10 protein-coding genes are annotated in these 14,119 nt (G+C 59.7%); 1 reads left to right on the top strand and 9 read right to left on the bottom strand.

Features of this window, described 5'->3' with window-relative positions:
* Positions 1 to 180 precede the first annotated feature (180 nt).
* The 9 genes from FQ185_RS20435 to FQ185_RS20475 all read right to left on the bottom strand — a co-directional run bounded on the left by FQ185_RS20435 (position 181) and on the right by FQ185_RS20475 (position 12,419).
* A complete protein-coding gene (locus FQ185_RS20435; RefSeq protein WP_149418991.1) occupies positions 181 to 1,683 on the bottom strand; it encodes a sensor domain-containing diguanylate cyclase in 1,503 nt (500 codons plus the stop codon).
* 182 nt (positions 1,684 to 1,865) lie between these two features.
* Entirely contained in the window at positions 1,866 to 3,185 is a 1,320-nt protein-coding gene (locus FQ185_RS20440) for an OprD family porin (RefSeq protein ID WP_149418992.1), read from the bottom strand.
* 193 nt (positions 3,186 to 3,378) lie between these two features.
* On the bottom strand, positions 3,379 to 3,603 hold the full coding sequence (locus tag FQ185_RS20445; RefSeq protein WP_149418993.1) for a hypothetical protein: 225 nt from the start codon (positions 3,601 to 3,603) through the stop codon (positions 3,379 to 3,381).
* 216 nt (positions 3,604 to 3,819) lie between these two features.
* The gene (locus FQ185_RS20450; protein ID WP_149418994.1) at positions 3,820 to 5,184 is read right to left on the bottom strand and encodes a heavy metal sensor histidine kinase; all 1,365 of its coding nucleotides are present in this window, start codon (positions 5,182 to 5,184) and stop codon (positions 3,820 to 3,822) included.
* Complete coding sequence (locus FQ185_RS20455) at positions 5,174 to 5,851, bottom strand: heavy metal response regulator transcription factor (RefSeq protein WP_077044915.1); 678 nt, start codon at positions 5,849 to 5,851, stop codon at positions 5,174 to 5,176. The genes FQ185_RS20450 and FQ185_RS20455 overlap by 11 nt, the downstream gene beginning before the upstream one ends.
* 8 nt (positions 5,852 to 5,859) lie before the next feature.
* Positions 5,860 to 8,973 (bottom strand): multidrug efflux RND transporter permease subunit, encoded by a 3,114-nt coding sequence (locus tag FQ185_RS20460; protein WP_149418995.1) that lies wholly within the window; start codon positions 8,971 to 8,973, stop codon positions 5,860 to 5,862.
* Entirely contained in the window at positions 8,970 to 10,130 is a 1,161-nt protein-coding gene (locus FQ185_RS20465) for an efflux RND transporter periplasmic adaptor subunit (RefSeq protein ID WP_149418996.1), read from the bottom strand. Before FQ185_RS20465 ends, FQ185_RS20460 begins: the two co-directional genes overlap by 4 nt.
* 607 nt (positions 10,131 to 10,737) lie before the next feature.
* Positions 10,738 to 11,115: a DUF6124 family protein gene (locus FQ185_RS20470; RefSeq protein WP_149419122.1), complete on the bottom strand. Its 378-nt coding sequence runs from the start codon at positions 11,113 to 11,115 to the stop codon at positions 10,738 to 10,740.
* Between the two features lie 335 nt (positions 11,116 to 11,450).
* Complete coding sequence (locus tag FQ185_RS20475; RefSeq protein ID WP_149418997.1) at positions 11,451 to 12,419, bottom strand: LysR family transcriptional regulator; 969 nt, start codon at positions 12,417 to 12,419, stop codon at positions 11,451 to 11,453.
* A gap of 192 nt (positions 12,420 to 12,611) precedes the next feature.
* On the opposite strand from FQ185_RS20475, the gene FQ185_RS20480 reads away from it, so the two are divergent.
* Complete coding sequence (locus FQ185_RS20480; protein WP_149418998.1) at positions 12,612 to 14,111, top strand: efflux transporter outer membrane subunit; 1,500 nt, start codon at positions 12,612 to 12,614, stop codon at positions 14,109 to 14,111.
* The last annotated feature ends 8 nt before the right edge of the window (positions 14,112 to 14,119 follow it).

A 14,119-nucleotide genomic window follows, 5' to 3' on the forward strand; every position in this document is an offset into this window, starting at 1 on the left:
AAAAAGGAAGGAAAGTATTAATATCGCGCATAAGAACGCCGGTTTGTTAGATGTGTTTGCTCGCACGAACATCATCAATCAAATCGGCGTTCTTGTTTCTGTGTTTCCCGGGATTCCGTGAAGAACCTTTTTTATGCCCCTGTCACGTGATGATCGTTCCCACGCAGAGCGTGGGAACGATCAATCCGCAGTGACCACCCGGTTACGCCCACTTTCCTTGGCCTGATACAGTGCTTTATCTGCTGCAAACAGCAAGCTTTCCAGACCGGTCTCGGTCGCGGTAGTCCAGGTTGCGATACCAATACTGACAGTAATCGGCATTTCACCTACCACCATAAACGGCAATTGCTCTACTGCCTTACGGATATGCTCGGCTATCTGTCGCGCACCCTCCTGATCTGTTTCCGCCAGGATGACTGAAAACTCTTCGCCGCCGTAGCGGGCGACCAGGTCCGTGGGACGCCGAACATTGGCGCAGATCACCTTGGCCAATGCACGCAAGGCATCGTCGCCGCCCTGATGGCCGTGGCGATCGTTGAATGCCTTGAAGTGGTCGGCGTCGATCATCAACACTGACAGTGGCTTGCCGGAACGTTGGGCGCGAAACCATTCGTGACGCAGGGTCTGGTCCAGGGTTCGGCGGTTGGCTACGCCGGTCAATGCATCAGTGGCGGCCAGCTGCGCCAGCTCCTGCTCGGCGTTGTGGCGCAGGCGCAGCTCCCGGCAGAGCAGCCAGGTCAGCCAAAGCAAACCCATGCACAACACGCCGGTGACGCCGCTGATCACGATCGCTGTGCGTTCCCAGGCTGCGAACACTTCGTTGCCGGAGAGGGCAACAATGACCGTCAACGGCAGGTTGCCGACCCGCGAGAAGGTGTACAGGCGTTGCTGGTGGCTGATGCTCGACACGCTTTCGAAGCTGCCGTTGCCCTCACGCAGGATCCGTATGACGTTGGGTCGGTTGGCGAAGCTTTTGCCAATCGAGTCGTTTATCAGGTACGGCTTTTGCGCCAACAGAATGCCGTCGTCATTGATGATGTTCAGCGTACTGCCGGTGCCGATGTCCAGGCTGTTGAACAACTGGTCGAAGTAAGCCAGGCGCATTGACGCGACCGCCACTCCCATAAACTCACCGGTGGAGGAGGAGATGCGTTGGCTGAAACTGATCCGCCATTCGTCGCCGTCTTCGCAATCGCAGGCGGGCTTGAACGGTCGGCTGATGAACATGCCGGTATCGCGGTTGGAAGCATGGGCGAGGAAATAATCGCGGTCAGCGAAGTTGCCAGGTTTGGGCTCGATCAGCGACGAGTCAGCGAGCACCTCCCCCTGTTTGTCCAGCAACAGGATGTCGCCCTTGAAACGCGCCGTGGTAGAGCGGTCGAACAGCAACAAGTGGCGGATCTGCGGCGAAACCTGTTTCAAGTCATCCCGTTGCGCAGCGGCAATCAGGCCTTGCAGGGTGAGGTCGTAGAGTTCGACGGTGCGCAATACGTCGGCGTCGATCAGTTGCGCGATCGTGGTGGCGCTGCGAGTAGCCGCCTGCCGGACATTAGCGTGTTCGCGAATCAGCAGAAAGGCAACAATGCTGAGAATCGCTATGACGGTCAGGGAACTGCCGAGGATCACCATGAGTTCGGGTCGCCCGGTCTTGCCTGTTACATGTGGGGTACGGCTTGCTGTCATGGGTCTGATGTCTGCTTGAGGGACTTTGTAAGCGTAGTTCCATAAACGTAGCTGCCGGTATAGAAGGCGGCTCGGCGCAAAGATCAGTCATTGAGGCTCTGTTGTCACGTGGCGAAGGTATAAGTCCCGAGTAAAAAAAAAGGCCAGCAAAACATGCTGACCTTTTATTGTGTTGCCGGGGATCAGAAAACGTTAAACGGGTAGTCGACGATCACCCGGTATTCATCGGTGTCCTGATCCAGAACCCCGTAACCATTGCCGCCGCGGTTAGTGGCCCATTGCAGGCGTAGCGCCAGGTCTTTGGCCTTGCCGCCCTGGATCACGTACTTGAGGTCGATGTCGCGCTCCCAGTGCCTGGCGTTTTTGCCGTCGGCGCTGTACCACGAGGCATAACCCGGGCTGTCCGGGTCGACTTTGCTCAGGTCCAGTTCGCCACGGGAATAAGAGACCGCCGAGGTCAGGCCGGGTAGGCCGAGTCCGACAAAGTCGTAGGCGTACTTGAGTTTCCACGAGCGCTCGTTCGGGCCATTGAAGTCTGAATACTGCTGGGAGTTGTCGAGGAAGACGCTGTCGCCCTGGTTGATGTAATCGAACGGCGTGTTGCCATTGACCCGCTGGTAGGCGGCGGTGACGCTGTGATTGCCCACGCCGACGGTGAAATGCAGGCTGTAGGTGTTGTTGTCGATGTTGCCCAGCAACGCATCGCCGGTGTCTTGCGTGTGATAGAAGTGCAGGCCCGGGTTGAAGCTGATCAGGTCGTTGAGCGCGTAGGTGTAATCCAGATCGTAGTAGTACTGGTTCCAGATGTCCTTGAGCTCGGCGGCATACAGGCTGCTGGTCAGGCCCGGCAAGCCGCTCCACGCCACACCGGCCCAGTTCAGGTGGCGGCTTTCGTCACCCTCGGCCAGGCTGCCGTAAGACGTGCCGATTCGAGTGTGACCACTCTGGTTGTATGGCTTGGTGAAACTTGCCTGTCCGGCTTCGATCATGACGTCGTCGAAGCTGTGATTGGTCAGGCTGACGCCGCGAAAAGTCTGGGGCAGCATGCGGGTTTCGCCGCCGGCAATCACCGGGTTGGTGAGGAACAGGTCGCCGGCCTTCAATTCAGTATCCAGGGCGCGCATTTTTAATGTGCCGCCTGCCGTCGAGAATGAGCCCGGCGCTTTGCCGTTGCCATCGCTGATCGGCAGGATGCTCGATCCATCGGTGCCGCCACCGCCATCCAGCTTGAGCCCGAGCATGGCGTGGGCATCCATGCCGAAACCAACGCTGCCCTGGGTGTAACCCGATTCGAAGAGGCCGAGAAAACCCTGGCCCCATTCGATGTTGTCGTCGGCCTGCTGCAGCCGGTTGCGGTTCATGTAGTAGTTGCGGGCGTTGAGATTGAGGCTCGAACCTTCGACGAAACCGTCGTTACTTGATTCATCTGCGGCATGAGTAGCAGAGGACATCGTTGCAGCGATTGCAATGAACAGCGGGCTGAATCTGAGAGGGAAACGCACTTGCGATAAAGCTCCTTGGGTCAACTAAGAACCTCATTGTTTTGAGATTCAGGAGGTTTCTTGTCAGGGCAGACGAACCAGGTGTGTTTAACACCGGAACGAAAAAAAGCCGCTGATAGCAGCGGCTTTGAAACAACAGTTCAAGGGGAAGAGCCCCTGAACCGTGTCGAGGGAAACGCAGTGACAGGCTCGATCAGCTGTCTTTCTCAACCTGAGGCTGGGGCTGAGTGGTCGATGCTTGAGGGGTTTGCGCGGCTTCGTTGGCCTTGGCCGTCATTTCGCTCTGATACGCATCGAACGCTGCGGCGCGTGCGGCATTGTGCGCGACGAAGGCCTGCGACTCTTCAGCCATGGCGATCGGGGACAGAAACAAAGAGGACAAAACGAAAGCGCTGGCAATACCCATAGTGTTGGACATCTTTAAAACCTTCTTGCTTGGCAAGTGCTGTTTGGTGCGGCAACGATAAGGGGCTTTAGAGACGGGAAAAAGAGCGGATTGGTGAAAGGACCGTTGCGCTTAAAGCAACAGTGACCGACTGACAGGCTGACCTGATCGTTCCCACGCTTCACGTGGGAATGCAGGCCGGGACGCTCCGCGTCCCACGCAGAGCCTGGGAACGATCATTTAGCGGGGTCAAACGGGGAGGTGGATGCCGAAGGTGTTCATGCCGTGATCACTGCGCACAAACACATCCCCGCCATGCATCAACGCAATCGCCTTGACGATCGCCAACCCCAGCCCGTGGTTATTGCCGCTGTTGCTGCGCGACGCATCAACCCGGTAGAAGCGTTCGAACAGTCGCGACAGGTGCTCGTTGGCAATTGGCGAACCGGGGTTCGCGACACCGATACTGACCTGATGCTCCTCGACTTCGATTCGCACCTGAATGACTTGCCCAGGCTCGGTGTGCTGCACCGCGTTGCTCAGCAGATTGATTAACGCCCGACGCAGATGAGCAATCTCGATCCGCACATGGGCATCGCCGCTGACCGCGACCTGAACCTGGGCGTCTTCGAGGATGAAATCCAGGTACTCCAGGGTCGTGGCCACTTCATCCGCCAGCGAAGTGGACGTGAGCTTGGTGGCTTTGCTGCCCTGGTCGGCGCTGGCGAGGAACAGCATGTCGTTGATGATCGAGCGCAGTCGCTCAAGTTCTTCGAGGTTCGATTGCAGGACTTCGAAGTAGTGCTCTGCAGAACGTCCGCGAGTCAGCGCCACCTGAGTCTGACCAATGAGGTTGGTCAACGGCGAGCGCAGTTCGTGGGCGACGTCGGCATTGAACGATTCCAGGCGCGTGTAAGCCTGTTCGACCCGCTCCAGCGTGGAGTTGAACGAGTTGACGAACTGATTCAGTTCCGGCGGCAGTGACGACATGCGCAAACGCCCGGAACGCAATGGTGGCGCCAGTCGCTGGGCTTCCTGAGACAACTTGATCAACGGCTTGAGGCCAATCCGCGCCACCCAGTAACCCAGCGCCGACGCCAGCAGTACGCCGACAATCGCCAGGCTGATCAGGGCAATCAGCAAATGATGCTGAGTCTGCAAAAACGTCTCGGTGTCGATGCCGATCATGAAACGCAACGGCGGACGCTGATCCTTGGCCGGGAACTGGCTGACCAGCACTTTCAATGGATAAGGCTGATCCGGTAGCGTCAAGTCACGCATGCCCAGCGGCCCCTGCGCGAAAGCGCGGATCTGCGGCGTCAGGTTGCCGTATTCGTAGTGCGGATCGCCGCTGATGATCCAGAAACTGATGCGCTTGTCTTCTTCTCCCAACAACTTGAGCTTGTTGTTGATCTTCACCCAATGTTCTGGCGTGCCGTAACGGCCGACCGTGGATTCGAGCACGCTATAGCGCGCATCCAGCTCGGCTTCGGGCAACAGACCCAATCCTTTGTCGACCTGCTGGTACAGCGCCCAGCCGATCAACAGGAACACCAAAAGCGCCACCAGCGTAAACATCCCGCTCAGGCGCAGTGCAATCGAATTACTGGACACCACGGCTCTCCAGCACATAACCCATGCCACGAATCGTGTGCAGCAGTTTTTCGTCGAACGGCCCGTCGAGCTTGGCACGCAGGCGTTTGATCGCGACTTCGACGACGTTGGCGTCGCTGTCGAAATTGATGTCCCAGACCATTTCGGCAATCGCCGTTTTCGAGAGGATTTCACCCTGACGGCGGGCCAGTACGCTCAACAGCGAGAACTCCTTGGCGGTCAGGTCCAGGCGGGTACCGGCGCGGGTGGCTTTGCGGCTGATCAAATCTATCCACAGGTCGGCGATGCTCACCTGCACCGGTTCATGACCGCCGCTGCGCCGGGTCAGCGCTTGCAGGCGCGCCACCAGTTCAAGAAAGGAAAACGGCTTGCCGAGGTAATCGTCGGCGCCGTCACGCAGGCCTTTGATGCGGTCTTCGACACGCTCGCGAGCGGTGAGCATGATCACCGGGGTTTGCTTGCGTGCACGCAGGGCGCGCAATACGCCGAAGCCGTCGAGGCCCGGCAGCATGACATCGAGGACGATCACCGCGTAGTCGCTTTCCAGCGCCATGTGCAAGCCTTCGACGCCATCACGCGCCAAATCCACGGTGTAACCCTGTTCCGTCAGGCCGCGGTGCAAATAGTCCGCGGTTTTTTCTTCGTCTTCGATAATCAGAACGCGCATGACTCGCCTCAGTCTGTGGTCGCCAACGCCGGTATAGGCGAAGGCGCTGGTGGAAGAGTGTGCCGATGCAAAAGCCGCTCAAGCGTTAAGTATATGACCGGAGTGGTAAACAACGTCAGCGCCTGGCTCACCAACAAGCCGCCGACCACCGCAATACCCAATGGCTGGCGCAGTTCGGCGCCGGTGCCGTAACCGAGCATCAATGGCAACGCGCCGAGCAGGGCGGCGAGGGTGGTCATGATGATCGGCCGGAACCGAGTGATACAGGCCTGGTAAATCGCTTCTTCCGGTGGCAAGCCACCTTTGCGCCGGGCTTCAAGGGCGAAGTCGATCATCAGGATGCCGTTTTTCTTGACGATCCCTATCAGCAGCACCAGGCCGATCAGCGCCATGATTGAAAAGTCCTGACCCCAAATCCACAGCATGATCACCGCACCGAGCCCCGCCGAAGGCAGCGTCGAGATGATGGTCAGCGGATGCACGAAACTCTCGTAGAGCACGCCGAGAATGATGTACACCGCCACCAGCGCCGCCAGGATCAGCCATGGCTGGCTGGCCAGCGAACTCTGGAACGCCTGCGCCGCGCCCTGGAAGTTGCCGCTCATGGCGGCCGGCATGCCGATTTCGGCCTTGGCCTGGTTGAGCATGATCACCGCGTCGCCCAACGCCACGCCGGGCGCCAGGTTGAACGACAGGTTGGCGGCCGGGAACATCCCGTCATGGGCGATGGACAACGGGCCGACGGTGGGTGCATCGAACTTGGCCAGCGCCGACAGCGGTACCATTTCCCCGCTCAGAGGCGAGCGCAGGTAGAAATAGTTCAGGCTTTCAGCCTTGCCGCGCTGCTTGGTGTCCAGTTCCAGGATCACGTTGTACTGGTTGATCTGGGTCTGGAATTCGTTGATCTGGCGCTGACCAAAAGCATCGTACAACGCTTCGTCGACATCGCTGGCGGTCAGGCCGAAACGTGCCGCCGCGCTGCGGTCGATACTGATGTGGGTGATGCTGCCGCCCAGTTGCAAGTCATTGGAAATGTCACGGAAAGCCGGGTTGCTGCGCAGTTTTTCGGTCAGGCGCTGGGTCCAGGTGCTGAGGGTCGCGCCGTCGTTGCTCTTGAGCACATATTGATATTGGGCGCGGCTCGGGCCGGAGCTGAGGTTGATGTCTTGCCCGGCGCGCAGGTACAGCACGATGCCCGGGACTTTCATCAGTTGCGGGCGAATCCGGTCGATGAATTGGCTGGCCGAGACGTCGCGGTCGCCGCGTTTTTTCAGGGAGATCCAGAAGCGGCCGTTAGCGATGGTCTGGTTGCTGCCCGAGACGCCGACCGAGTGGGAAAACGCCTGAACGGCAGGGTCGGCGGCGACGATTTCTGCCATCGCCAGGTGTTTTTTCACCATGTCGCCGTAGGAAATATCGGCAGCTGCTTCGGTGGTGCCGAGGACGAAACCGGTGTCCTGCACCGGGAAGAAACCCTTGGGAATGAAGATGTAACCGGCGATGGCCAGGCCCAGAGACAAACCGAACACGCCGATCATCAACTTCTGATGGGCGAGGGCGCGGCGCAGGCCTTTCTCATAGAGAGCCAGCAAGCGCTCGCCAAACCCCGGTTTGCTATGGGCGTGATGCACGGGCGCGCGCATGAACAGAGCGGCCAGGGTGGGTGCCAACGTCAGGGACACCACCACCGAGATCATGATGGTCGAGGTCGCCGTCAGCGCGAATTCCTTGAACAGTCGCCCGACCACGCCGCCCATGAACAGCAACGGAATGAACGCCGCCACCAGCGAGAAACTGATGGAAACCACGGTGAAGCCGATCTCGCCGGCGCCCTTGATCGCCGCTTCGCGCATGCCGTCGCCGGCCTCAAGGTGACGGTGAATGTTCTCCACCACCACAATCGCATCGTCCACCACAAACCCCACAGCCACCACGATCGCCACCAGGGTCAGGTTGTTCAGGCTGAAACCCATGATGTACATCAGGGCGAAACTGGCGACCAGCGAAACACCCAATACAGCGGACACGATCAGAGTCGCCGACCATTGGCGCAGGAACAGCGCCATCACAGCCACCACCAGCATGATGGCGATCAGCAGGGTGACTTCCACTTCATGCAGCGAGGCGCGAATGGTCTGGGTGCGGTCGATCAACACTTTGACCTGCACCGACGCTGGCAGCATGGCTTCCAGGCCGGGCAGGGCCGCTTGAATGCGATCCACGGTCTCGACGATGTTGGCGCCTGGTTGCCGGGAGATCACCAGGTTCACTCCGGGCCGATCACCGGCCCAGGCTTGCACGTAGGCATCTTCCGAACCGTTGACGACTTTCGCCACATCCTTGAGGTGAACCGGTGCACCGTCCTTGTAGGAAACGATGAGCTGGCTGTATTCGTCGGGGTGGAACAACTGGTCGTTGGTGGACAGGGTCGAAATGCTCGACTCCCCGTACAACGCACCTTTGGCCAGGTTGAGGCTTGTTTGCTGGATCGCCACGCGAATGTCCGCCAGCGTCAGGCCGATGGCGGCGAGTTTGTCGGCCGAGGCCTGGACGCGGATGGCCGGACGTTGCTGACCGGTAATGTTGATTTGGCCTACGCCGTCGATCTGACTGATCTGACGTGAGAGCAACGTTTCCACCAGGTCACTGAGTTCGGTGCCGGGCATCTGCGTCGAGTTGACGCTGAGGATCAGCACCGGGCTGTCGGCCGGGTTGACCTTGCGCCAGGTCGGCAGGGTCGGCATGTCCTTGGGCAGTTTGCCGGCGGCGGTGTTGATCGCTGCCTGGACTTCCTGGGCCGCGGTGTCGATGCTTTTGTCGAGGGTGAATTGCAGGGTCAGGTTGGTCGAGCCCAAGGCGCTGCTCGAGGTCATCTGGGTCACGCCGGGGATGGCGCTGAATTGCACTTCAAGTGGCGTGGCCACCGACGAGGCCATGGTTTCCGGGCTGGCGCCGGGCAATTGTGCCGCCACTTGAATCGTCGGGAATTCGGCTTCCGGCAACGGCGCGATCGGCAGCTTGGGGAAGGCGATGACACCGAGCAGCACCAACGCGAACGTCAGCAGGATCGTCGCCACCGGATGGTCGATGCACCAGGCAGAGACCGAGCCATGACCCTTCATGGTTTCGGCTCCGATTGCACCACTTGCGGTGGATCAGTCAGTACCTGAACCATCGAACCGGGCTTGAGCCGCGACTGGCCGTCGCTGACCAGCACATCGCCCGGTTTGACGCCCTTGATGATGTCCTGGCCGCTGCCCTGATGGACCATTTGCACGGTGACGGTTTCGACCTTGTCGCCGTTGACCCGATAGACGAAATGTTGATCGAGCCCGCGCTGTACGACCGTGGGCGGCACCACCAGCGCATCTTTATCCAGCGCTGTCTGAATCTTTACCGTCACCAGCAGGCCCGGCCAGAGTTTCTGCCCGGGGTTGTTGAATTCAGCCTTGGCGCGGATGGTCCCGGTGTTGGCGTTAATCTGGTTGTCGATCAGCGTCAGGTGGCCTTCGCCCAGCAGGTTACCGGTTTCGCCATCGGTGTCGGCACCGATGTAGGCCTTGACCTGGGCGTGCTCTGGATCGTTGATCAGGCCTTGCAGGGTGGGCAGCATTTGCTGTGGCAGGGAAAACTCCACGGCAATCGGGTCGATCTGGGTCACCGTGAACAAACCCTGGGCGTCGGTCATGCGCAGGAAGTTGCCTTCGTCGACCGTACGAATACCGACGCGGCCGGTGACCGGGGAGCGAATCTGTGTGTAGGAAAGCTGAACCTGAGCGGCGTCGATCGAGGCCTGATTGCCTTGGGCGGTGGCTTTGAGCTGGTTGACCAGGGCTTGTTGCTGGTCGTAGGTCTGTTTGGAAACGCCGTCGTCTACGCTCAGCAGTTTGTAGCGCTTGAGGTTGACGAGGGCCACTTGCAGTTGCGCCTGGCTTTCGCCCAGTTGGGCCCGCGCCTGGTCGAGGCTGGCGCGGATCGAACGGTCGTCGATGGTGGCCAGCAGGTCGCCTTTGTTCACCAGTTGGCCTTCCTTGACCAGGATTTTGGTGAGGATGCCGTCGATTTGCGGGCGCACCACGACGCTGTGCAGGGACAGTACCGAACCGATGCCGCTGACGTAGCGGGGGACGTCTTTTTCGCTGACGCTGACTACCCGCACGGGGATAGCGGTGGGGGCAGCCAGTTTGGTTGTCGCGGGTTTGGTGGCGTACCAAACGCCCAGCGCCGCCAGGGCGATCAGCAGACCTGCGATCAAGGCGTTTTTTTTCTGAATTCGCATGCGAGTGGGGCGCCGGGCTAGGTGGACGGGGATTGGGGCAGGTTTATGCTTTCCTTTATAAACCTGTTAGCCCGTCAGGAGAGTGACTGCTAACTGACGGCGCTGTCAGTTTGGGGCGATCCTGGCGATCTTGGCGGCCCGGTAGCCGACCATTCTCTTTCAGGTGTACATATCCATTTCTGGGGTAACGGCCGCTTGTGGTTCCGCCCTTACGGCGGGTCACTTGGAAGAGCCCCAAGTAACCAAGGGCTCTTGCCCCTGACGTTCGGTGCCTCGCTGTGGCTCGGCATGCCCTCGCTCCGGTCCTGCTCCGTGGGCCCGCCGCCATCGGCCATCCATGGCCGGGGGCGGCTAACCCGGCATCCATGCCGGGTTGCCCACTGCGCAGAACCTGCGCTCGGCCTCTCGATGGGGCGTGCACCTCAAGATCAAGAGCGGCAGGCGAGCTAACGCTCGGCCTGTTGAGTGGTGAGAAGCGAAAGGCGTATCCGATCCATTGAGGGAGCGAGCTTGCTAGCGATGACGGAGTGTTAGTCGCCATCAATGTTGAATGTTAGACCGCTATCGTCGGAACGCCGCCCGGAGCAAGCTCAGCTCCTACAGTGGATTAGCGGTGTGGTGCAGGTTTCGGCACGTCAATGTTATCCAGCACTCGGTTTGCCGTGATCTCCGCCAGCATGATGCTGTTTGAAATACCCAGCAGGGCATTGCGCGACCCACCGTCAAGATGGTCCACCAAGTGATGGACCATCACATCGACCGAGGCCAGCGTCTCGACCAGATAAACCACGAGGGTTTCGGTCGTAGCGTCTGGGTCCACTGTGAACAGGGTGTTGGGCGTGCGCGGGGTGGCTTTGATGTCGGCAATAGACGGGAAGTGGAAGTCGAGGGCGCGTTCGGCGGCTTCGTTGAGTTTGTTTGAATCGGTGGATTCGTAGGGGGAAACGTCGTCGGTTTCCGGGGGATTTGGTGTTTCTTTAATCATGCGGAAGTTACTCATTGGCAGATGAAGTGGAACTGCCATCTTTCGTTTTCCAGACGAAAGGGTGGCAGCCATGCGCGGACTGGAAAAACCGGTACACCCACCAAAAACCGGTAGACCCGAAGGTCTCCCGCGCACAGCCGCCATAACAAGGATTGCGTGCAGAAAAAAGCGCCGCAGTATGCCATGAGGTGTGATGAGCGTTGCCAGGTTTTCCAGACCTGATCGCTGATTTTGCAGCGACCCACAAAGCCTACCCATTTCCCTTCCGACCCAACAACCGACAGAACCCGTCGGAAACGTCCCCCAATATCACCCCGTCTGCGGGACCGGCGAAATCAATTCGCCACCCGAACCCCACCCATGCTCCCGCTCAACTCATACGCCGCCAGTTCCGCCTGATGCGCCGCCAATATCTCCGGCAACGAGCCGCGCAAGTACTCGACCCACGTTTTGATCTTCGCATCCAGATACTGCCGCGACGGGTAGATCGCATAAAGGTTCAGTTCCTGCGATCGGTAGTTCGGCATTACTCGCACCAGCGTGCCGTTGCGCAAGCCTTCAATCGCTGCGTAGACCGGCAAAACCCCAACCCCCATGCCGCTGGTGATCGCAGTCTTCATCGCGTCGGCCGAGTTCACCAAAAATGGAGAACTGTTAATGGTGACCATTTCCTGGCCTTCAGGACCATCGAAGGTCCATTTCTCCAGCGGAATCACCGGACTTACCAGGCGCAGGCAGGCGTGGTTGAGTAAATCGCTCGGTGTGTGTGCGCAGCCGTTGGCTTTTACGTAGGCCGGTGAAGCGCAAACGATGCTGTAGGTGATACCCAGGCGCTGGGAGACGAAGCCCGAGTCCGGCAGTTCGCTGGCGAGCACGATGGACACGTCGTAGCCCTCGTCCAGCAGGTCCGGCACGCGGTTGGCCATGGTCAGGTCGAAGGTCACGTCCGGGTGGGTCTTGCGATAGCGGGCGATGGCGTCGATTACGAAGTGCTGACCGATGCCGGTCATGGTGTGCACTTTGAGCTGCCCGGCCGGGCGCGCATGGGCGTCGCTGGCCTCGGCTTCGGCTTCTTCGACATAGGCCAGGATCTGCTCGCAGCGCAATAGATAGCGCTTGCCGGCCTCGGTCAGCGCGATGCGGCGGGTGGTGCGGTTGAGCAGGCGGGTTTGCAGGTGGGCTTCCAGGTTGGAGACCGCGCGCGAGACGTTGGCCGTGGTCGTGTCGAGTTGCACGGCGGCGGCGGTGAAGCTGCCCGCTTCGGCCACATAACTGAAGGCGCGCATGTTTTGCAAAGTGTCCATGGGGTGCTCTCGGGTGCGATGGCAAATTGTGACACGAAGTTACTGATTTTTTACAGACGACTATAGATGGACCAACGGATTATCGCGCTAACGGTAACAAAGATTCACAAGAAACCCAGCTTATCGCCAACCAAGTCCACCCCTAGAATTGCGCACCTCAGGAACAACTCCCCACCTCAGGAAATCGCAGCAGTGCCGCGTCGCATCAGCAGAGCGCTTCAGACGCTCAGTGTTTTGGCTTTAACCCTGGCAATCAGCGGCTGCATCGGAACCGGAGGTATTGCCCCACAGGGCAAGGCTCTCGAGGCCAATTCATTGGCCACTGACGAAGCTATCCAGCGCGCCGCGCAGGACGCTCACTGGCCCACCGCCCAATGGTGGCAGGCGTATGGCGACCCGCAACTGAACCGCTGGATCGACCTCGCCGTCCAAGGCAGCCCAACCATGGCCATGGCTGCGGCGCGGGTGCGTCAGGCCCGGTCGATGGCCGGTATCGCCGAGTCCGCCGAGTCGTTGCAGATCAACGGTGAATCCACTCTCAAGCGTCACAACTGGCCGACCGATCAGTTCTACGGGCCGGGCGAGTTGACCAATTCCACCACCTGGGACAACAACGCCGCGCTGGGCTTCAGCTATGCCCTCGACCTTTGGGGCCGCGAAAGCAATGCCACCGAGCGCGCGGTGGACATGGCCCACATGAGCGCCGCCGAGGCGCGGTTGGCCCAGCTCGAATTGCAGAACAACATCGTGCGCGCCTACATCGAACTCTCGTTGCATTACGCGCAACGGGACATCGTCGCGGCCACGCTGAAGCAGCAACAGCAAATCCTCGACCTGGCGCAAAAGCGCTTGAGCGGCGGCATCGGCACGCATTTCGAAGTCAGTCAGGCCGAAACGCCGTTGCCGGAAACCCATCGCCAGATCGACGCGCTTGACGAAGAAATCGCCCTGAACCGCAATCAGCTCGCCGCACTGGCAGGTTTTGGCCCGGGGGAGGGCGCGAAGTTGCAGCGACCGACGCTGTCGTTGGGTGCGGCGCTGAAACTGCCGTCGACGTTGCCCGCGCAGTTGCTCGGTCAGCGCCCGGACGTGGTCGCCAGTCGTTGGCAAGTGGCGGCCCAGGCACGGGGTATTGATGTCGCGCACGCCGGTTTCTACCCCAACGTCGATCTGGTGGGCAGCCTTGGCTACATGGCCACGGGCGGCGGGGCGCTGGAGTTTCTGACTGGCAAAAAACTCAACTACAGCGTCGGCCCGGCGATTTCGTTGCCGATCTTCGACGGCGGTCGTTTGCGTGCTGAGCTGGGCGAAGCCTCGGCCGGTTATGACATCGCCGTGGCAAAGTACAACCAGACACTGGTCAATGCGCTGAAAAACATCTCCGACCAGTTGATCCGTCGCGAGTCGATGGACAAGCAACAGGCCTTTGCCAGCGAGTCGGTAGCCACCGCGCAGAAGACTTATGACATCGCGATGATCGCTTATCAGCGTGGGCTCACCGATTACCTCAACGTGTTGAATGCCCAGACGTTGTTGTTCAAGCAGCAGCAAGTTCAGCAGCAGGTTCAGGCGGCACGATTGAGTGCCCATGCCGAATTGGTGACGGCGCTCGGAGGGGGTCTTGGTGCCGGATATGACGTGCCGGACACCGAGCAGACCCAGGCGCCGAAAACCCCGAACCTTTTGCGTTGAACACAACA

Origin of the sequence: Pseudomonas sp. ANT_H12B, assembly GCF_008369325.1 — a bacterium.
In the GTDB taxonomy this organism is placed as follows: Bacteria; Pseudomonadota; Gammaproteobacteria; order Pseudomonadales; family Pseudomonadaceae; genus Aquipseudomonas.

What these genes read in the sequence shown, in the direction of transcription:
- FQ185_RS20435 (WP_149418991.1), bottom strand. Translation starts at nt 1,683, where the DNA reads ATGACAGCAAGCCGTACCCCACATGTAACAGGCAAGACCGGGCGACCC.
- FQ185_RS20445 (WP_149418993.1), bottom strand. Translation starts at nt 3,603, where the DNA reads ATGTCCAACACTATGGGTATTGCCAGCGCTTTCGTTTTGTCCTCTTTG.
- FQ185_RS20455 (WP_077044915.1), bottom strand. Translation starts at nt 5,851, where the DNA reads ATGCGCGTTCTGATTATCGAAGACGAAGAAAAAACCGCGGACTATTTG.
- FQ185_RS20460 (WP_149418995.1), bottom strand. Translation starts at nt 8,973, where the DNA reads ATGAAGGGTCATGGCTCGGTCTCTGCCTGGTGCATCGACCATCCGGTG.
- FQ185_RS20465 (WP_149418996.1), bottom strand. Translation starts at nt 10,130, where the DNA reads ATGCGAATTCAGAAAAAAAACGCCTTGATCGCAGGTCTGCTGATCGCC.
- FQ185_RS20470 (WP_149419122.1), bottom strand. Translation starts at nt 11,115, where the DNA reads ATGATTAAAGAAACACCAAATCCCCCGGAAACCGACGACGTTTCCCCC.
- FQ185_RS20475 (WP_149418997.1), bottom strand. Translation starts at nt 12,419, where the DNA reads ATGGACACTTTGCAAAACATGCGCGCCTTCAGTTATGTGGCCGAAGCG.